Source organism: Kitasatospora sp. Xyl93 (assembly GCF_055383135.1).
This window is the reverse complement of the sequence record NZ_AP029185.1, coordinates 308,434-326,932: the sequence shown is the minus strand read 5'-3', so window position 1 is coordinate 326,932 and position 18,499 is coordinate 308,434. Positions and strand designations below refer to the sequence as shown.

At 76.3% G+C, this 18,499-nt stretch carries 16 protein-coding genes; 9 read left to right on the top strand and 7 right to left on the bottom strand.

Going from position 1 to position 18,499, the window contains the following annotated elements; translation table 11 throughout:
* Positions 1–84 precede the first annotated feature (84 nt).
* Both ACZ5GH_RS01560 and ACZ5GH_RS01555 read left to right on the top strand, forming a co-directional pair.
* A complete protein-coding gene (locus ACZ5GH_RS01560; RefSeq protein ID WP_464333165.1) occupies positions 85–1,824 on the top strand; it encodes a glycosyltransferase family 2 protein in 1,740 nt (579 codons plus the stop codon).
* A 135-nt stretch (positions 1,825–1,959) separates the two neighbouring features.
* Positions 1,960–4,302, top strand: a complete 2,343-nt coding sequence (locus ACZ5GH_RS01555; RefSeq protein WP_464333164.1) for an acyltransferase family protein — start codon at positions 1,960–1,962, stop codon at positions 4,300–4,302.
* On the opposite strand, the gene ACZ5GH_RS01550 is transcribed toward ACZ5GH_RS01555, so the two are convergent.
* Positions 4,293–4,793, bottom strand: a complete 501-nt coding sequence (locus ACZ5GH_RS01550; protein WP_464333163.1) for a hypothetical protein — start codon at positions 4,791–4,793, stop codon at positions 4,293–4,295. The genes ACZ5GH_RS01555 and ACZ5GH_RS01550 overlap by 10 nt on opposite strands.
* Before the next feature lie 242 nt (positions 4,794–5,035).
* Here ACZ5GH_RS01550 and ACZ5GH_RS01545 point away from each other — a divergent pair, with 242 nt between their 5' ends.
* From ACZ5GH_RS01545 to ACZ5GH_RS01535, 3 genes are all read left to right on the top strand, one after another.
* Positions 5,036–5,266 (top strand): hypothetical protein, encoded by a 231-nt coding sequence (locus ACZ5GH_RS01545; RefSeq protein WP_464333162.1) that lies wholly within the window; start codon positions 5,036–5,038, stop codon positions 5,264–5,266.
* Positions 5,267–5,399: 133 nt separating this feature from the next.
* Entirely contained in the window at positions 5,400–5,909 is a 510-nt protein-coding gene (locus ACZ5GH_RS01540) for a hypothetical protein (RefSeq protein WP_464333161.1), read from the top strand.
* Positions 5,910–6,210: 301 nt separating this feature from the next.
* On the top strand, positions 6,211–6,924 hold the full coding sequence (locus tag ACZ5GH_RS01535) for a DUF4937 domain-containing protein (RefSeq protein ID WP_464333160.1): 714 nt from the start codon (positions 6,211–6,213) through the stop codon (positions 6,922–6,924).
* Positions 6,925–7,024: 100 nt separating this feature from the next.
* Here ACZ5GH_RS01535 and ACZ5GH_RS01530 read toward each other — a convergent pair whose 3' ends face one another.
* The 4 genes from ACZ5GH_RS01530 to ACZ5GH_RS01515 all read right to left on the bottom strand — a co-directional run bounded on the left by ACZ5GH_RS01530 (position 7,025) and on the right by ACZ5GH_RS01515 (position 10,546).
* On the bottom strand, positions 7,025–8,032 hold the full coding sequence (locus ACZ5GH_RS01530; protein ID WP_464333159.1) for an SDR family oxidoreductase: 1,008 nt from the start codon (positions 8,030–8,032) through the stop codon (positions 7,025–7,027).
* Positions 8,033–8,150: 118 nt separating this feature from the next.
* Complete coding sequence (locus ACZ5GH_RS01525) at positions 8,151–8,726, bottom strand: TetR/AcrR family transcriptional regulator (protein WP_464333158.1); 576 nt, start codon at positions 8,724–8,726, stop codon at positions 8,151–8,153.
* A gap of 123 nt (positions 8,727–8,849) precedes the next feature.
* Positions 8,850–9,479 carry a histidine phosphatase family protein gene (locus ACZ5GH_RS01520; RefSeq protein ID WP_464333157.1) on the bottom strand — a complete coding sequence of 210 codons (630 nt, stop codon included), beginning with the start codon at positions 9,477–9,479 and terminating at the stop codon, positions 8,850–8,852.
* A 116-nt stretch (positions 9,480–9,595) separates the two neighbouring features.
* Positions 9,596–10,546, bottom strand: coding sequence for an oxidoreductase (locus ACZ5GH_RS01515; RefSeq protein ID WP_464333156.1), 951 nt, complete (start codon positions 10,544–10,546; stop codon positions 9,596–9,598).
* Positions 10,547–10,630: 84 nt separating this feature from the next.
* On the opposite strand from ACZ5GH_RS01515, the gene ACZ5GH_RS01510 reads away from it, so the two are divergent.
* A complete protein-coding gene (locus tag ACZ5GH_RS01510) occupies positions 10,631–11,623 on the top strand; it encodes an ArsR/SmtB family transcription factor (protein WP_464333155.1) in 993 nt (330 codons plus the stop codon).
* 569 nt (positions 11,624–12,192) lie between these two features.
* A complete protein-coding gene (locus ACZ5GH_RS01505; protein WP_387754998.1) occupies positions 12,193–12,570 on the top strand; it encodes a response regulator transcription factor in 378 nt (125 codons plus the stop codon).
* 104 nt (positions 12,571–12,674) lie between these two features.
* Here ACZ5GH_RS01505 and ACZ5GH_RS01500 read toward each other — a convergent pair whose 3' ends face one another.
* Positions 12,675–14,270 (bottom strand): M4 family metallopeptidase, encoded by a 1,596-nt coding sequence (locus ACZ5GH_RS01500; protein WP_464333154.1) that lies wholly within the window; start codon positions 14,268–14,270, stop codon positions 12,675–12,677.
* A gap of 156 nt (positions 14,271–14,426) precedes the next feature.
* Between ACZ5GH_RS01500 and ACZ5GH_RS01495 the strand changes: the two genes are divergently transcribed.
* Complete coding sequence (locus ACZ5GH_RS01495) at positions 14,427–14,828, top strand: GNAT family N-acetyltransferase (protein WP_464333153.1); 402 nt, start codon at positions 14,427–14,429, stop codon at positions 14,826–14,828.
* 109 nt (positions 14,829–14,937) lie between these two features.
* Complete coding sequence (locus tag ACZ5GH_RS01490; RefSeq protein ID WP_387755007.1) at positions 14,938–16,266, top strand: hypothetical protein; 1,329 nt, start codon at positions 14,938–14,940, stop codon at positions 16,264–16,266.
* A gap of 7 nt (positions 16,267–16,273) precedes the next feature.
* On the opposite strand, the gene ACZ5GH_RS01485 is transcribed toward ACZ5GH_RS01490, so the two are convergent.
* Positions 16,274–18,370, bottom strand: a complete 2,097-nt coding sequence (locus ACZ5GH_RS01485; protein ID WP_464333152.1) for an amino acid adenylation domain-containing protein — start codon at positions 18,368–18,370, stop codon at positions 16,274–16,276.
* Positions 18,371–18,499 lie beyond the last annotated feature (129 nt).

Here is an 18,499-nt window from a genome sequence, read left to right as displayed (position 1 = left end):
CTCGTTCATTATTGGTCTAGGCCAATGTGAGAAGCTGAGCGCGAACGGCCACGTTCCGTCCGCTGCCCAGGGGGCCATTTCCGCATGCCCGTTCTCCATGGCACCGCCATGCCCGCACCCGACACCGGTCCGCGCCGGACACCCGCGGACCCCGACGACCACCGCCTGCCCAGCCCGCCCGACGACGAGGAGCTCTACTGGTACTTCGGCCCGCAGCGCCGCTGGGTGCTGCTCTGCGCCACCCTCTCCTACGCGGGAGCCACCGCCACGCTCGGCCTGTTCGCCCTCAGCAAGCCGCTGCTCTGGCCGTTCCTGGTGCTCACCGTGCTCAACGCGGCCACCTGGCTGCTCTCGCTCACCGACGGCCAGCGCGCCCGGCGCTTCACCCGCGACTCGCACGACCTGCTGCTGCGCGCCTGGAGCCCGGCCCGCGCCCCGAGCGTGGACCTGCTGCTGCCGACCGCCGGCGAACCGCTGGCCGTCCTGGACAACGCCTACCGGCACACCGCGGCCGTCCGGTGGCCCGGTGAGCTGACCGTCCTGGTCCTCGACGACGCCGGCCGCCCGGAGGTGCGCCGACTCGCCGAGTCCTACGGATTCCGGTACCGCGCCCGCCCCGACCGGGGCCGGTTCAAGAAGGCCGGCAACCTCAACCACGGCCTGGCCGAGGGAACCGGCGAGGTCGTCGCCGTCCTGGACGCCGACTTCTGCCCCCGCCCCGACTTCCTGCACCACCTGGTGCCCTACCTCGACAACCCCGGGGTCGGCATCGTGCAGAGCCCGCAGTGCTTCGACACGGACGCCGACATGTCCTGGCTCGAACGCGCCGCGGGAGCCACCCAGGAGATCTTCTACCGCTGGATCCAGCCCTCCCGGGACGCGCAGGACGGCACCGTCTGCTGCGGCACCAACGCCCTGTACCGCCGCGCCGCCCTGCAGCGGATCGGTGGCTTCGCCGAGATCGACCACAGCGAGGACCTCTACACCGGCCTCGCCCTCGCCCGCGCCGGATGGGCCACCCGCTACGTCCCCGCGCTGGTCGCCAAGGGCATGTCGCCCACCGGACTGCCCGCCTTCATCAGCCAGCAGTACCGCTGGTGCCTCGGCTCCCTGGCCCTGGTCCGCGACCCGGACTTCCGCAAGGGGCCGCTGCCCAGGTCCGCCCGGCTCTGCTTCTGGAACGGCATCCTCGGCTACGTCACCAGCGCGGTGAACGTCTTCGCCGTGCCGCTGCCCGCCCTGATCATGCTGTTCTTCCGGCCGGAGGAGATCCAGCCCTGGCAGGTGCTGCCGTTCCTGCCGCCGATCTGGGTCGCCCTGGTGCTGCTGCCCGCGATGTCCCGCACCCGCTGGCGCTTCGAGGTCACCCGGGTCCAACTCCTCGGCGGGCTCTGCCACGTGGTCGCCATCGCGCACGCGCTGCGCCGCCGCTCCGCCGACTGGGTGCCCACCGGCGCCGTGTCCGGCGGCAGTTCGCTCGCCCGTACCGTCGCCCGGATCGGGGTCGGCTGGCTGGGGTTCGTCGTCCTCGCGGGCGTCGCCGGACTGGTCCGGGCAGCGCTGCTGTACGGCTGGCAGCCCTACTGGGCGCTCGCCGGGCTGCTCGCGCTCACCGCGTACACCATGGTCCCGCTGATCCGGGAGCTGTGGCCGCTGCTGAACGGGGCCGGGGGCGGCAAGGGCGCCGCCGTCGGAGAGGTCGCCGCGCCCGCCCGGGGCCGCTCCGACCTCGGGTTCGGCCGGGCCGAGGCCGTCGCCGTCACCGCCGTCCTGCTGCTGTGCGGACTGCTGGCCTCCGGCTGGGCCGATCCGCTGATGTTCTGACCTGCCGTCAGTTCCGATCCACCGCTCGATCGTTGCGTTTCCTTGCGCGTCGCCCCACCGGCGCGGACACCGCCCGGCCGCCCCATCGGCCCGGCGGGCCCGACCACCGCTGCCACTCCTGCAAGGAGCACCGCCGTGTCAACGGCCGTACCACCACCGCCGTCCGCCGATTCCTCCTCCGCAGCCTCCGCCGCTGCCTCCGCTGCCTCCGCCTCCGGGATGCGCGCCGACTCCGCCGGGACACCCACCGACTCCGCCGGGACGCGCACCGAGCTGCTGCCCGACGTCGTCCGGATGGACCGCGAAGCCGCCGCCCCGCGGCGCGCCGCCGTCGCCGAGAACGGGCGGACCCGCCGGCGCACCGCCTTCCGCCCCGACATCGAGGGGCTGCGCGGCGTCGCCGTGCTCTCCGTCCTCGCCTTCCACTCCGCCGTCCCCGGCCTGACCGGCGGCTTCGTCGGCGTCGACGTCTTCTTCGTCGTCTCCGGCTTCCTGATCACCGGCCTGCTCGTCGGCCGCCCGCTCGGCCTGCGGGACTTCGCCGCCCGCCGCGCCCGGCGCATCCTGCCCGCCGCCGCCACCGTGCTGGTCGCCACCGCCGTCGCCGGCGGCGCCCTGCTCGACCCGCTGCGCGGCACCGACCTCGCCCGGGACCTGATCGCCTCCGCCGGCCAGTTCGCCAACTGGCGCTTCGTCGGCCAGCAGACCGACTACCTGGCCGCCGAACGCGATCCCAGCCCGCTGCAGCACTTCTGGTCGCTGGGCGTGGAGAACCAGTTCTACCTGCTCTGGGGCGTCCTGCTGCTCGGCCTCGCCCGCTACCTGCACGGGCGCCGCCGCACCCTGGCGATCACCCTCGCCACCGTGGCCGTCGGCGGCGTCTCGCTGGCGCTCTGCCTGCGCTGGACGGCCACCTCCGCGCCGCTCGCCTACTTCTCCACCGGCAGCCGGCTCTGGGAGTTCGCGGCCGGCGCCTGCGCGGCGCTGGCGGTCCCCGCACTGGCCTCCCGCGCCGAGCGGCGGCCGACGGTGTGGTCCCTGCGGGTGGTCGGCTGGCTGGGCCTGGCGGCCGTCCTCGCACCGGTCGTCCTCTACGACCGCACCACCGCCTTCCCCGGCACCGCCGCGCTGCTGCCCGTCCTCGGCACCGCCGCCGTCCTGCTCGCCGGGCACGGCAGCCCCGGCGCCGCCGACGCCGGCCGGCTGCTCGCCGCCCGCCCGCTGCGCGCCGCCGGACGGCTCTCCTACGCCTGGTACCTCTGGCACTGGCCGGTGCTGACCATCGCCCAGGCCCGGTTCGGCGCGCTGCCCTGGACCACCCTGCTCGCGCTCACCGCCGCCAGCGCGCTGCCCGCCTGGCTCACCCTGCGGCTGGTCGAGCAGCCGCTGCGGTACGGCAGCAGCCCGGCGCCCCGGCGCGGGCTCGCGGTCGGCGCCAGCGCCCTGGTCATCCCGCTGATCGCCGCACTCACCCTCGGCGGCGGCACCGTGCGCGCCCTCGGCGACCCGGCCGCCGGGCCCGTGGCGGCCCCCGCCGGAGCCGCCGACGGCCCGGGCCTGCTCGCCCCCGGCACCCGGGTGCTCGCCCTGACGCCCTCGCTGGCCCGGGCCCGGGAGGACTTCCCGCCCGGCAAGGGCTGCGAGATCCCGCTCAACGCCGACAGCAGCCCGCGCTGCCTCTTCGGCACCGAGGACAGCCCCGACCGGATCGTGCTGATCGGCGACTCGCACGCCGGGCAGTGGATCTCCGCCGCGCTCGCGCTGGCCGAGCAGCGGCGCTGGGCCCTGGAGGTCCTGGTCAAGCCCGGCTGCCCGCTGGCCACCCTCACCGTGCGCAACAACGTGCTCGGCCGCACCTTCGAGGAGTGCGACCGCTGGCGCGAGAACACCCTCACCCGGCTGACCTCCGGGCCCAGGCCGCGGCTGGTCCTGATGGCCGGGCTCAACCGGTACGGCAGCCAGGAGGAGCGCGCCGAGGGGTGGACCCGCACCCTGGACCGGCTCACCGCGCTCGGCGCCCCGCTCGCCTACCTCGGCGACACCCCGATGCCCGGCAAGGACATCCCGACCTGCCTGGCCGCCTCCGACGGGCGCTCGGACGCCTGCTTCTTCCCGCGCGACACCGCCTTCGAGCCGGACCCCGTACTGGACGGCGGGCTCGCCGCCCGGTACGGGGTCCGGACCCTCGACGTCGGACCGCTGCTCTGCCCCGGCACCGGGCCCTCCTGCCCGGCCGTGCTGGAGGGCGTCGTGCTGTACCGGGACACCGGGCACATCACCGACACCCTGGCGCGGGTGCTGGCGCCCCGGCTGGACAAGGGCCTGCTGGGGGCGACGGCCGCTCCGGCTGCTACGGCCGCTCCGACCGGGTCGGCCGGGTCGACCGTTCCCGCCGGGGCCGCTCCCGCCGGGGCCGCTCCCGCCGCGTCCGTGACCACCGGATCCGTGACCGCCGGGACGCCGTCGGCTCAGCCGTAGAGGCTGTGGCAGATCCGGGCCTGGTCCGACCCGGTCGGCCAGTGGCCGGCCCGCTCCGCCTGGTCGCAGATGGTGCTCCGGCCGCCGCCCGCGCCCGCCCCGGCACTCGCCGGGGCGGGCGCGCCCGACGGGCTACGGGCCGGAGCCGCGGAGTGCGGGCTGTGCGCCGGCTTGGGATGCGCGCTCGCCGAGGCGCGCTGGGCGTCGGGCGTCGTGCCGGCCCCCGCGCTGGACGCGGCCGGCACCGTGACCGGGCCGCCCACCGGGACCGCCGGGCCCGGGGTGGGCGGCGGCAGCGGGGACGGCGCGGGCGTGGCCGGTGACGGCGAGACCGGCAGCGGCTGCGCCGCCGACTCCGAGGCGGACGGCGAGGCGTCCGGCATCGCCGCCACGCTGACCTCGTCGCCCTTCCCCGGCCCGCACATCACCAGGACGGACGCCAGCACGGCGCCCGTCCCGACCATCGCGGCCGTCCAGGCCTTGCGTGACAACCGCCTCGGCGGCGGGGCGGTGGACCACGGCGGTAGCGGATTCGTCGGGACCGGCGGCGGCTGCCAAGCGTTCTGCGGCCACTGCCACGGCCCTCCGGTGGGCTGCCCAGTCATTGTGCTCGTCCCTTCCAGCGGCCCCCCTCGAACCTTTCCGTGCTCAACGAGCGCGCCGACGCGGGGACATGACCCGGAAGAGGGGTCTGGACGGGCGTTGATTGCCACCGCGCCACATGCTGGGGGGCATGGAGACCAACAGCACGTCCGAGGCCCTGGTCGAGGTGGCCGAGTTCCGGACCGACAGCCGCTACCGCCTCGTCCACTTCGAGGGCCACGGCTGGGAGCCGCTCGCACCGGAGGAGTTCGAGCCGCGCGTCCACCAGCTCTTCCCCGACCTCGACCCGCGCGACCCCCAGCGGGTCCGCTGGGCCGACCGCCCGTGGGAATGGCCCGCCTGGCACCCCGGCGAGGCCTGAGCCGGCTCCTGGGTCCCGGGTACCGGCGCCGGTCCCGGACCCCGGGTACGGAGCGGGGCCCGGGCCGCGCCGGCGCGGTCGGAACCCGCCCGGGGCGGCAAGGCCCACCCCGTGACCCCGCTACGCTGAGCGGGTGAGTGCGGATCACTTCTGGCGCCGCCTGCCCGGTCGGGCCGTGGACGCCTGCTCGCCGGAGGAGCTCGGCGAACTCGTGCCCCGCGACCGCGACGTCCGGTACGACCGGCTGGCCTCGGCCGGGCTCGCCCTCGGCGTGCGGCGCACCGCCGTCCTGATGGAACTCGCACTCACCGAGAACGGCCTCCACCCCGACCCGGCCGCCCGGCTGCCCGTCTACGGCGGCGGACGCCACCGACCGGACGGGGCGCGGCCGGACGGCGCCATGCCGGTGCTGCGCCCCGAACAGGTCGCGGCGGCCGCCGCCTTCCTGCGCGGCTCGGCGCTCGGCGAACTCGTCCGCCAGCAGAACACCGTGCTGGCCCGCACGGCCGCGCACCTCGGCTACCCGACGCCCTGGTCCGAGACCTGGGCGGCACTCGTCGTCCACGACCTGCGCGAGCTGCGGGACTTCTTCGCCGGCGCGGCCGCGGCCGGCGACGCGGTGGTCGTCCGCGAGGCGGAGTGAACCCGCCCGCCGACGGCCGGGGGCCTGGCGAGGGCGGAGCGGCCCCCGCCTGAACTCCGCGGCGTTCCGGCCGAGTTCGACCGGATAGGCGCCGGAGGCGCCCGGCCGCCCCGCGGGACGTGAAGAGCTCGCGCTCCCGGCGCCGACCCGGACGGCAGCGGCGGCGCCGACGACCGGCCCGGGCGTACGTCGGTGGGCCCGGCTCCGTCAGGGGAGCCACTGGCTACGCCTCAGGTCCTACTGCGCCGGCCCGGCTTGCTCCGTCCTCGGGCCGATTGACGCCGGACGGGGGCCGCGACCGATGATTCCTCGCGTCGGTTCGTCGTGTCCGTACCCGGGAGGCAGGCTGCTCATGTGGGCCAAATGGATCAGTTGTGAGGTACCGGTGGCCGCGCGGGGGCAGTTCTTCGCGGCCCAGCTCCACTGGTCGAGGATCAGTGACCAGCCAGGCCTGGTCGGGCAGGTCGGCGGCTGGGATCCGGCGACCGGCCAGGCCCGTCTGCTGGGACTGTGGACCGGCGCGGAGGCCTACGGCGGCTTCATGCGGGAGCGGCACGACGCGGTGGTCGCCGAGAGCGGGCCGGTCGCCGGCTATTCGGCGATCGAGACCGCCACCGGCGGGACCGTCCTGGAGATGCCGGGTGAGACGGCCGGTCCGGCCGCTGCTCTTCGACGCGCCGCTCTCCTGCGGGTCGCCGACTGCCGGCTGCTGCCCGGACGCCAGGAGCACTTCCTCGACGTCCAGCGCACGGTGTGGGCTCCGGGCATGGCGGCGGCCGGCGGCATGCTCGCCGGAGTCGTCACCCGCCTGGAGCCGGACCGCTACCTGGTCACGACCCTGTGGTCCGGCTCCACCGCCCACCAGCGCTACGCCGCCCGGCACCTGCCGGCGCTGCGCTCTCGCGCCGCACCGGAGAACGACGTCCGGTCGATGACCGGCCACGCCGTGCCCCTTGAGGCGGCCTGGCGTGTCCTGCCCGATCCCCGACCCGCCGAGCGGGGCGGGCGAACCTGACGGGGCGCGGGGTGGCGCGTGGGAAGTCGGCGGGGCCGACTTCCCACGCGGCGTCACGACGCGCCGAAGTCCTCCGCCACCAGGCGGTCGGCCCAGGCGGTCAGGGCCGGGTTGAGCGGTGGGTGGGTGAGGCCGGCGGTGCTGGCGAGGCGGTCGGCGGAGGCGGTGTCGTAGCGGTCCTCGGAGAGGAAGGTGAGGGTCTCCGGGTCGGCGCCGGTGAGGGCGCGGGGAGGCGGCGGACGAGGCGGACGGGGACCAGGGCTCGGGGCGGGCGGACGCCGAGGTGGCGGGCGAGCAGGGTGATCAGCTCGGGGAGGTGGGGGGTGGCCGGGTCGAGGACGGTGTGGGCCGCGAGCGGGCCGCGGTCGTGCTCGGGGACGGCGGCCAGGAAGCGGGCCAGGTGGTCGACGGTGACGACGGGCAGGAAGGTGCGCCGGGTGCCGGGCAGCAGGGGGAGGCGGCCGCGGTGGAGCTGCCGGACGAGTTGGGCGAGGCCCAGGTACTGGCCGGCCTCGCCGGTCCGCGAGTGGCCGATGACGCTGCTCGGGTTGACGGTGGTGAGCGGGACGCCGAGGCGGGGTGCGGTGACCCGGACGGCGGCGTCGCCGAGGTGCTTGGACGCCTCGTACCCGCCGAGACGGGTGTAGAGCGCGGCGGTGGCGGCCGGGTCGAGGGGGTGGTGCGGGCGCGGGTCGCGGCCGACGCGGTAGCCGGAGAGGTGGACCAGGCGGCGCAGCCCGGGGCGGGTGGCGGACCAGTGCAGGGCGTGCAGGGCGCCGTGGACGTTGGCGGGTTCGGCCTGGGCGCGGGTGAGGCCGAAGGCGTAGCGGGCGGCGAGGTTGTGGACGTCGCGGACCTCGCCGAGCCGGGCGTCGTCCTCGGGGGAGAGGCCGAGGCCGGGGCGGGTGAGGTCGGCGGTGACGGTGGTCGGCGCGCCGCCGTCCGCGCCGTGGTCGTGCAGCCAGCGGCGCAGGGCGTCGGCGCTGCCCGGGCCGCGGACGGCGGCGGCTACCGGCTCGCCGCGGGTGAGGAGTTCGAGGAGGAGCCAGCGGCCGAGGAAGCCGGTGGCGCCGAGGACGAGGGTGCGGGGCGGTGCGGTGGGGGTCATGGCGAACTCCAGGGTCGAGAATCAGTAGACCGGTCTGCATATTTTTTGGGCAGGAGGCGGCGCGGAGCGTTCGGCCCGTACGCCGGCTACCTGACGCCCTATCTGCCGCCCACCCGTCCTACCCGCGGCCGAGCAGGTGCCGGACGGCGTTCCGGGCGTGGTCCAGCGGTTCGCGGCTGCGCCGGACGGAGGCGAGCAGGACGGCGCCCTCCAGCAGGGCGAGCACCTGCCCGGCGGCGGCCTCGGCCTGGTCCGGGCCGAAGCCCTCGGCCTCCAGCCGCCCGGCCAGGACCCGCTGCCAGCCCCCGTACAGCTCGGCGCAGACCGTCCGCAGGGTCTCGTTGGTGCCGGCCACCTCCAGTGCGACGGTGGCGATCGGGCAGCCGCTGGTGTAGCCGGAGTGCTCCAGGCGTTCGGCGAACGCCTCGATCAGCCGCTCGGCGAGGGCGGCGGTGTCGGCGCCGTCCCCGGCCAGGGCGGTGAGCAGCGCCTCGACCTCCTGGCCGGCCTGGGTGAGCGCGGCGGCCACCAACTGGTCCTTGCCGCCGGGGAAGTGGAAGTAGAGCGAACCGCGCGGGGCGCCGGTGGCGGCCACGATCCGGTTGAGGCCCGTCCCGAAGTAGCCCTGCGCCTCGATCAGTTCCCTGGTGCCGGCGATCAGCCGGGCCCGGGTCTCCTCGCCCTTGACTCCCATGCGGCCGATAGTAGACCGGTCTGCATATTTCTGTCGACGGGCCCCCGGCGGACCCCCAGCGGACCCCGGTGGTAGACCCCGGCGGGCTCCCGGCGGTCCTTCGGTCGGCCCTCGGCGCCCCTGTCAGAAGCGGAACCGGGGCGGGTAGCCGGTCCAGTGCAGCTCCTCCGGCAGGTGGCCCTGGTCGTTCAGCAGCAGCACGGCGGGCGGCCGGCCGGGCGTGTAGCGCAGGACGGTCAGCGCCGCGTTGGCGGCGTTGACGCCGAGCCAGCGCCAGGCCGGGGCGTCCAGCGCGTGCCGGACCAGCCACCCCACCAGGAAGGCGTGGGTGACCACCAGTTCGTGCCGCTCCTCGCCGCCCGGCACCGGCCCGGTGAACCGCTCGACGGCCCGCCGTGCCAGCGCGGCCCCGCTCGCCCGCTCCTGCGCCGTGGTGCCGGCGAGATAGGTCAGCGGGAACTCGGCGCTGTCGTCGGGCAGTTCGTCCCGGGCGGGCACGTACGGAACGAAGTCCCCTGCCTCCTCGCACGGCTCCGGCCGCACGCCGCCCAGCTGCTCCGCGACCAGCCGCGCGGTCTCGGCCGCGCGGGGCAGCGGGCCGTGGTGCAGCGCCGAGAACGGGCGGCCGGCCAGCCGCCGGCCCAGCAGGGACGCCTGGCGGCGGCCGGCGGCGGTGAGCCCGCTGCCGTCGCCTTCGGACGCGGCCTCGCCGTGGCGGGCCAGGTAGAGGTAGCGGGTGGCGCGGTCGGTCATGCTCCGGGTCTCCTCACGGCGGACGAAGATCATGTCGCGCCGGAGTGACGTACCGCGGGCCGCGCCCGGTTCCCGGCCAGCCCCGGCGGGCCGGGCCCCGGCGGGCCGGGCCGGGGTCAGCCCCGGTGGGCCTCGTCCAGCAGCGCCAGCTCCTCCGCCGACAGCCGCAGCGCCCCGGCGGCGATGTTGTCCTCCAGGTGCGCCACGTCGCCGGTGCCCGGGATGGCCAGCATGTGCGGGCCGCGCTGCAGCGTCCAGGCCAGCCGCACCTGGGCGGTGCTCACCCCGCGCGCCTCGGCGACCGTCCGGACCTGGGCGGCCTCGGCCGCGCCGGCGCCGCCCTCCCGACCGGCCCCGGCGATCGCGTAGAAGGGGACGAAGGCGATGCCCTGCTCCCCGCAGATCCGCAGCAGCTCGTCCTGTTCGGCCGGGGCGCCGATGCCGTACGGGTTCTGCACGCAGACCACCGGCGCGATGGTCCGCGCCTCGGCGAGCTGGTGCGGGCGGACGTTGGACAGGCCCAGCTGCCGGATCAGCCCGGCCTCGCGCAGCTCGGCCAGCGCGCCGAAGCGTTCGGCGACCGAGTCGGTGCCGAGGACGCGCAGGTTCACCAGGTCGAGGTGGTCGCGGCCGAGCTCGCGCAGGTTCTGCTCGACCTGGGCGCGCAGCCGCTCGGGGGTGCGGGCGTGCTCGACCCACTCGCCGTCGAGGCCGCGCCCGGGGCCGACCTTGGTGGCGATCACCAGGTCGTCGGCGTACGGCGCGAGCGCCCGGTTGATCAGCTCGTTGGCGGAGCGCAGCGGGGAGAAGTAGAAGGCGGCGGTGTCGATGTGGTTGACACCCAGTTCGACCGCGCGGCGCAGCACCCGCAGCGCCTGGTCGCGGTCGCGCGGGACGGCGTGCGGGACGAGCGCCGGGCCGGTCTGCGGCAGCCGCATCGTGCCGAAGCCGATCCGGTGGACGGTGCGGTCGCCGAGCCGCCAGGTGCCGGAGGCGGCGGCGGTGGTCGCGGTGGTCGCGGGGGTGGTGATCGAGCCGGCGGTGATCGAGGCGCTGTCGGAAGTCATGCCGATCATGATCGCCAATGCCCTAGCCTGACCGCCAGTGATTCGGGAATGCGCGAATCCATCGGAGGCCGACCAGGGGGAGCATTGCCGACCGAGCTGCTGTTCACGGCGGGCGACCTGGCCCGGATGCGGTTCGCGGTCTCGCCGATGTGGGAGGTCGGTCCGAGCCTGCGCCTGCTGCGTTCGGGCCTCCCGCACGCCGTCCACCGGCCGTGGGCGGAGCAGGTGCGGCCCCGGCTCTCCGCGCTCGGCCCGGCGTACGGGCTGCTCGCGGAACTCGTCCCGCCCACCGGCTACGTGCCCGACTTCATCAACCCCGCTCCGCCCGGGCCCGCGCCGACCCTCGCCGAGGAGCTCGCCGCGATCCGGGCCACCCCGGCCGCGCGGGTCCGGCGCGACCTCGACCGGCTGGCGGAGGAACAGGGCCGGCTCGGGCCCCGGCTGCGGGCCCTGCACGCCGATCCGCGGGCCGGACTGCCCCGGCTGACCGCCGCGATCGGGACGTACTGGGAGCTGGCGCTGGCACCGTACTGGGCGCGGATCCGCGCCGTCCTGGACGCCGAGGTGCTGCGCCGGGCCCGGCAGGCCGCCGAGTACGGGGCCGCGCGGGTGCTGAACGACCTGCACGCGGAGCTGTGCTGGTCGGAGGACACCCTCCGGCTGCTCCACCGGGCCCGCCCGCTGCCCGGCCGGAAGGCCGGAGCGGGCCTGCTGCTGATCCCGTCGGCCTTCACCGGCCCGGGCCTGTTCACCCGGCTCGCCCCGGCGGACCCGCCGCAGGTCGCCTACCCGGCACCCGGGACCGGCGGCCTGTGGGAGACGGCCCGGCCCCCGGGCGCGGACGCGCTCGCCGCGGTGCTCGGCCGCTCCCGCGCCCTGCTGCTGGCGGAGCTCGCCGACCCGGCGTCGACCACCGAACTCGCCCGGCGCACCGGACTCTCGCCCTCGGCCGTCTCCCAGTACCTGACGGCGCTGCGCGACGCGCACCTGGTGAGCGCCCACCGCGCGGGGCGCTGGGTGCTCTACGCCCGGACGGCCTCGGCGGAGGCGCTGCTGGCGCCGTTCGGGAGAGGATGACCGGAGGGGGATCGGGTGTCCCCTGCCCGACGCGCCGGCGTCCCCCGGGGCCGGAGCCGCCGGACAGCCGTGGCGTGCGGGTCCTGACAACCCGTCGGCGCCCCGGCGCCCCGGGTGCCTCCGGTGTCGAGGAGGCCGCCGCACCGCCCTGCGTCCCCGCGCTGCCCGGATCGCCCTCGGCGCCGTCGAACTCGCCGGGGCGCCCGGACGACAGGCCGCCCCGCCTCCGTCGCCCGGCCGCGCCCGGCCGGTGCGCCGCCGACCGCGTACGCGTACGGCGTGCCCACTGCGCCGCGCCACGCTGGACGCCGATCCCGTCGCCACCGCCCGCGCACCCGGCCCGGCGGCCGACCGCCCCTCGGCCGAGCGCTCTCCGCCGGCCTCGGAGTGGTCCGGGACCTGCGCGCCGCCCGGGGCGGTGGCCAAGGCCCGAACGGTCGATCGGCCCGCCCGCCGGCCGGCTCTCGCGACGGCGGGCATGGCCGGGACCGCTACCAACCGCCCGGCCGGGTTGGCCGGTTGTACCGCGGCCTGGTCCGCGCCGGGCGCCGCCGGTTAGGCTGCCCGGCGTGGCGGAGGAGCACGCGGCGGACGACCGGGCCGCGGAGGAGTGGGTCCGGAAGCACTTCGGCGTGCTCCCGGAGCCGCAGGGTGCGCTGACCGCCTTCGACGGGCGCCTCGTCATCGACCTGGACACCCGGCTGGTCACCGTGGACGGCCGCGAGGTGCGGCTCACCCGCGCCGAGGTCAAGCTGCTGCGCGGCCTGGTCGAGCTGGGCGAGGGCGTGCACGGGCCCCACACGATCATGTGGAAGGTCTTCGACGCGTCGCCCCACCCCCACGAGCTGCGGTACCCGATGACGGTGCTCAGGACGAAGCTCGGCGAACCCTCCTGGATCGTGCGGACCGACGCGGGTTACGGCCTGCGGCCTCCGGAGCTGCCGTAGCCGGCCGGCGACCGCCGCGCGGGAGCAGCCGGACGGCCCGGCCCGGCGGGGTGTCCGCCGGGCCGGGCCGCTGTCGGTCGGTGCGAGGTGGATCCGGACGGGCGTCAGCTGACGTTGACGCCGCTCCAGGCGGCCGCCACCGCGTTGTACTCGGCGCTGCCGGCGCCGTACAGGTCGCGGGCCGCGTTCAGCGAGGCGGTGCGGGCGCCCTTGTAGGTGGTGGTGGACGTCATGTAGACGGTCAGCGCGCGGTACCAGATCTTGGCGATCTTGTCGTGGCCGACGCCGGCCACCGTGGAGCCGTTGCAGGTCGGGCTGTTGTAGGTGACCCCGTTGATGGTCTTGCTGCCGCTGCCCTCGCTGGCCAGGTAGAACCAGTGGTTGCCGACGCCCGAGGAGTTGTGGACGTCCAGCTTGCCGACCGAGCTGCTCCAGCAGTCCGCCGAGCGGCCGTCCAGCGAGGGCTTGTCGAAGCGGCGCAGCCACGGCGGGGTGGACTGGTCGCTGAACAGGTAGTCGCCGGTGTCGATGCTGTTGTTGGCGTACCACTCGACCATGGTGCCGAAGATGTCGCTGGTGGCCTCGTTGAGGCCGCCGGACTCGCCGCTGTAGCGCAGGTTGGCGGTGGCGCTGGTGACGCCGTGGGTCATCTCGTGGCCCATGGTGTCCAGGTCCACCTGCTCCGGGTCGGTGGTGCCGTCGCCGTCGCCGGTCATCATGCAGAAGCAGGTGTCGGACCACTGGGCGTTGTCCCAGTTGGTGCCGACGTGGACGAAGACGGTGGCGCCCTTGCCGTCGTTCTTGATGCCGTTGCGGCCGTGGACGTTCTTGTAGTAGTCGTACGTCCAGGCGGTGTTGGCGTGGGCGTCGACGGCGGCGGTGGAGCGGTCGGTGGAGAACTTCCTCCCGTCGCCCCAGACGTTGGTGGTGCTGCTGAACGGGGTGCCGGAGGTGGCCTTGAGCGAGCTCGCGGAGAGGTTGTTGGCGTCCTTGGTGACGTGGCCGCGGACCGGGTCGGTCAGGGTGTAACCGCCGCCGGTCTTGGCGGTGGTGTCGATGGTGATCGTGCCGGTGTACTCGGAGTTCCCGGTGCCGGTCGCCTGGTGCTCGGCGTCGTAGGACTCGATCTGCTCGCCGGTGGTGGCGTCGGTGACGACCACCTTGCCGGCCGGCTGGCCGTGCTCGCCGGTGCCCTCGACGGTGGTGCGCCAGGCCAGGCGGGGCGTGCCGTCGGCGGCCCAGACGACCAGTTCGGGGGTGCTGACGGCGTCCTGGACGCCGGGGGCGGCGGCCAGCGCGCCGGCCGCGCCGGACTGCGCCGTCACCTTGGGGACGGTCGACTTCACGGCGGCGTCGTGGGCGGCCGCACGGGAGGAGTCCTTGAGCCGGCCCTTGGCGTCCTGGTGGACGACCAGGTCGCCGCCGACCACCGGCAGGCCCTGGTAGGTGCGGTCGAAGCGCACGTGCGAGGCGCCGTCGGCGTCCAGCACGACGTCCTTGAGCACGAGGTCCTGACCGGTGCCGAAGCCGAACACCGCGGCGTTGTGGGCCACGTTGGCGCGGGCCTGGGATATCGCGGCCTCGCGCGGGCCGGTGGCGGCGGAGGCCGTGGCGGCCGGGACGGTGGCGCCGGCGAGGGCGGCGACGACCGCGACGGCCGCGGCCACGCGGGCACGGCGGGAGGAGGACGTGGGGATCACTCGGACTCCAGTGGGGGTAGCTGCAGGGAAAGGAGCTGGTCAGAGATTGACGGCGGTCAGTCAGGTGCAGCTAGAGGAAAGGTCATAACTTTGCCAAGTTGTGTCCTTCGATGGTCAAAAGTGACCAGGACTTAACAAGCGGTCTACAGTGCCGTCGTGACGATCGACTACCTGTGGCGCGGACCGCTCACCGACCCCGAACTCGGCGCCCTGCACGCCGACGGCTTCGGCGGGCCCGTGGAACCCGACGGCCGGACCGCCCGGTTGGAGCGGCACAGCCTCGGCTGGGTCACCGCCCGCCGCCCCGCCGACGGCGCCCTGGTCGGCTTCGTCAACCTCGCCTGGGACGGCGGCGTCCACGCCTTCCTGCTCGACACCGTGGTCGCCGCGGACGCCCGGCGGCAGGGCGTCGCCACCCGGCTGGTCGCCGAGGCCGCCGAGGGCGCCCGCGCGGCCGGCTGCGCCTGGCTGCACGTCGACTTCGAGCCGCACCTGCGGCCCTTCTACCTCGACGCCTGCGGCCTGCGGCCCACCGACGCGGGGCTGTTGGCGCTCTGACCCGGGCCCGCCGCCGACCGGACCGGGGCCGCCGCCGACCGGACCGGGGCCGCCGCCGACCGGACCGGGGCCTGTCGGCGGCGAGGCCCACCCCCTAGGCTTCCGCCCCATGGACGGATGGGTGGGGGCCTGGACCGGCGGCCGGGCGGCGGTCCACGTGGGCGACGTGGCGGACTTCGACGCCCAGTTCCTCGCCCCCGGCACGGACCCGGCGCGGCGCCTACGGCGGCTGCGGCAGGCCCACCACTACGCCTGTCTGGCCGTGGGCTACAGCCCCGAACCGGCCGTGCTGGTGCTGCCCGCCGAGGTCGCCCCGGAGTGGACCGACTGGCTGGCCCGGGAGTTGGCCTGGGGCCCGGTCGAGGTGCACGCCGGCGTGGCCCCGGACCGGACGGTGGCCGAGGCCCTCGCCGACCGCCCGGCGCTGGCGGCGCGGATCGCCGACTCCGGCCGCCCGGTAGTGGGTTGGGGCCGGACGGCCGCGCAGGGCGAGGGGCCCGAGCTCGCCGCCGTCCGCCGCTTCGAGTCCAAGGCCGCCGCCCACGACCTGTTCGCCGCCCTCGCCCCCGGGCACCCCGGCATCCGCCTGCCGCACCAGGAGCGCCCGGACGGCCGGCGCCGGGCCGCCCGCCGGCTGACCGCCCGCGCCGTGCGCGGGCTGACCACGGTGCTGAAGAGCCCGTACGGCGTCGGCGGCCACGGCACGGTCGTGGTGGAGCCCGCCGACCTGTTCGCCGCGGGCGGCGGCGGGGCCCTGCTGCGGCGGCTGGTCCGGACCGGAGACCTGCCGTCCGACGGCCCGCTGCTGCTGGAGGAGTACGTGGACCCGGGCCCGGCCGCCCGGCTGCGCGACCTCACCTACGACGCCCTGGTGGGGCCGGACGGCACCGTCCACCCGGTCGGCGCGGGCGCCATGGACGTGGCCGGCACCCGCTACCGGGGCGTCACCGTCGGCCCCGGCGCGGTGCCGCGGGGCGCCGCCGCCACCGCCCGCCGGTTCACCCTGGCGGTGGGGGAGCGGCTGGCCGCCGAGGGCTACCGCGGCTGGTACGACGTCGACTTCGTCACCGACCGGGAGCGCCGGCTCGCCCCCACCGAGATCAACCTGCGGCTCACCGGCCCGGCCGTCGCCCTGATGCTGCGCGCCCGCCTGGACCGGGTGCGCGGCCCGGGCCACCTGGTGCGCACCCTGGACGCGATGCCGCTCGGCGCCCGGCTCGGCCAGGGCGCGCTGCACGACCACCTGGAACGGCTGCGGCCGCGCTGCGCCCGGCTCGGGGTCACCCTGCTGCCGCTGATCCCGACCGCAGGCCGCGAGCCCGAACCCACCGTCGGCCTCGCCCTCGCCGGGCCGGACACCGAGGCGCTGGACGCCGCCGAGGCCCTGGTCGCGGCGGGCCACCACGCGCTGGCCGGGATCTTCGAGGCGCTCCGCTGACGAACCGTCACCTGCCTTTGGACGTACGAGGTTTGCGCAACAGGAAGACCACCAGGACGACCGCCGCCAGCATCAACGGGACGTTGAAGGCGAACACCATGGCCGTCTGGCGCGGCCAGTCCGTCGCCGCTGTGAGCCGGTAGAGGTTGTCCTGCGGCCACCAGGAGACCAGCAGCCAGCCCACCGAGAGGTGGGCGAGCAGCGACAGTCCGAACGACCGGCCCTGGCGCAGCACCGCCGGGAAGCCGAGCACCAGGAAGGCCACCCCGGCGCCGAACGCCAGGTTCTCGCACAGGTACAGCAACCGGAAGCCGGCCCGGTAGCCGGGCGGCACGCCGCCGAGATCGGTGGCGCCGGGGAAGAACACGTCGGTGGTCAGCCAGGCGAACAGCGCCCCGAGGGCCACCAGCAGGGCCGCCGCGCAGCCCAGGGACTCGTCCGCGCCGCCGCCCGCGCCCCCGGCCTTGCCGCCGCTACGGCGCTGACCGCCCTTCGCCCCCGCCGACCCGCCCGGACGCGCGGCGGTGTGCCCCGGCGGGGCGGGCAGCGGCAGCGCCGCGCGGTCCAGCTTGCCCGCCCGGGTGCGCGGCAGCTCGGGCACCGGGACGACGGCGGCGGGCACCGACCGGCCCTGGAGCCGCCTCCCCAGGTACTGGGAGAGCGACCAGCCGTCCGTCCCGTCCCAGCCCGGCTCGGTCACCGCGTAGCCGACCAGCTGCCGCTTGCCCGGTCGGGGCTCCACCTGGACGACGGCCGCCTCGCGGACCCCCGGGTGGCCGCGCAGCACGCCCTCGGCCCGCGCCGCCGCCCGGACCAGCGGGAGCACCGTGCCGACCGGCCGGGGGCCGAGCGGCCCGACCACCGTCGCCGCCCGGGCGGTGAACTCCAGCACGCCGTCGTCCCGCAGCCGCCCGACGTCGCCGGTCAGCAGCACCCGCCCGTCCGGGTCGAAGTCCGCCAGGACGAAGCCGCGGGCGGTGTCCGCGGGCCGGTTCAGGTAGCCGCGGGCCAGGCCGGCGCCGCCGATCGCGATCTCGCCGAACCGCCCGCGCGGCAGCGGCGTGCCCTCCGGCCCCAGCACGTACACCCGGGTGCCGGGGAAGGGCCGGCCGACCAGCGAGACCCGCTCGGCGCCGTCGGCGGCGGCCGTGCCCCGGGCGTCGAACCAGGTGCTGTCCACGGTGGCCTCGGCCAGGCCGTAGACGTTCAGCACCCTGGTCCGCTCGCCGAGCAGCCGCTGCAGGCCCGACTGCTCGTCCAGGTACCACTTCTCGGCGCCCACGGTGAGCAGCCGCACCCCGGGCAGCCCGTCGCCGGTCCGCGCCAGCAGCGCGGTCAGCCGGCGCGCGGTGCGGACGTTCAGCTCCAGGACGGTGATCCGCTCGGCGGCGACCAGGGCGGGCAGCGCGCCGAGGTCGGCGGCGCGGTCCAGGGCGAGGTTGAACGGGGTGACGACCAGGGTGGCGCCGGTGCCGAGGGCGCGGACCCAGTCGGCGGTGAAGACGTCGAACTCCAGGCTCGCGGTCTGCAGGATCCGGTCCTCGGCGGTGAGCCCGTACACCTCGCGCCAGCCCTCGTACGCGGCCAGCAGGTTGCGGTGCTCGATCAGCGCGCCGACGGGCAGGCCGGTGGAGCCGGAGGTGTAGAGGACGCAGGCGAGGTCCGCGGAGGAGGTCTCGGGCGGCTCGAACGGGGCCGTCGCGGGGGCGGCCGCGTCGACGCAGACCAACCGTGCCCCGCCGGCGTCCGCCAGCCGGCCGCGGTGGCGCTTCTCGGTGACCACCACGTCCGGCGCGGCGTCCGCCAGCACGTGCCGCAGCAGCGCGTCCGGCGCGGTCGGCTCCAGCGGTACGAACGCCGCGCCCGCCTTCAGCACGGCCAGCAGCGCCACGTACACCTCGGTGCCCCGGCCCAGGGCGACCACCGCGCGGCCGCCCGGGGCCAGGCCCCGCTCCGTCAGCACGGCGGCCAGCCGCCCGGCCCGCTCGTCCAGTTCCCGGTAACCCAGCTCCCGCTCGCCGCAGCGCACGGCCACCGCCTCCGGCGCCCGGCGGGCCCGCAGTTCGACCAGCGCGTGCAGGGTGTCGGCCCGCTCCTCGGTCATCGTCGTCTCCCCCTGTTCCCCTCGGAGGCACGATCCTCCTACCAACTCCCGCCGGGCAACAGGGTCCTGGCGCGTCCATCCCTCGGACGTCCGGGCCCGCCCCCGGGCGACGGTTGTACTCTGCACGCG

Bases quoted from the DNA above. Each gene is read 5' to 3' on its own strand.
- ACZ5GH_RS01525 (WP_464333158.1), bottom strand. From the start codon at position 8,726: ATGGGAGTCAAGGGCGAGGAGACCCGGGCCCGGCTGATCGCCGGCACC.
- ACZ5GH_RS01520 (WP_464333157.1), bottom strand. From the start codon at position 9,479: ATGACCGACCGCGCCACCCGCTACCTCTACCTGGCCCGCCACGGCGAG.
- ACZ5GH_RS01545 (WP_464333162.1), top strand. From the start codon at position 5,036: ATGGAGACCAACAGCACGTCCGAGGCCCTGGTCGAGGTGGCCGAGTTC.
- ACZ5GH_RS01515 (WP_464333156.1), bottom strand. From the start codon at position 10,546: ATGACTTCCGACAGCGCCTCGATCACCGCCGGCTCGATCACCACCCCC.
- ACZ5GH_RS01485 (WP_464333152.1), bottom strand. From the start codon at position 18,370: ATGACCGAGGAGCGGGCCGACACCCTGCACGCGCTGGTCGAACTGCGG.
- ACZ5GH_RS01490 (WP_387755007.1), top strand. From the start codon at position 14,938: ATGGACGGATGGGTGGGGGCCTGGACCGGCGGCCGGGCGGCGGTCCAC.
- ACZ5GH_RS01530 (WP_464333159.1), bottom strand. From the start codon at position 8,032: ATGACCCCCACCGCACCGCCCCGCACCCTCGTCCTCGGCGCCACCGGC.
- ACZ5GH_RS01535 (WP_464333160.1), top strand. From the start codon at position 6,211: ATGATTCCTCGCGTCGGTTCGTCGTGTCCGTACCCGGGAGGCAGGCTG.
- ACZ5GH_RS01560 (WP_464333165.1), top strand. From the start codon at position 85: ATGCCCGTTCTCCATGGCACCGCCATGCCCGCACCCGACACCGGTCCG.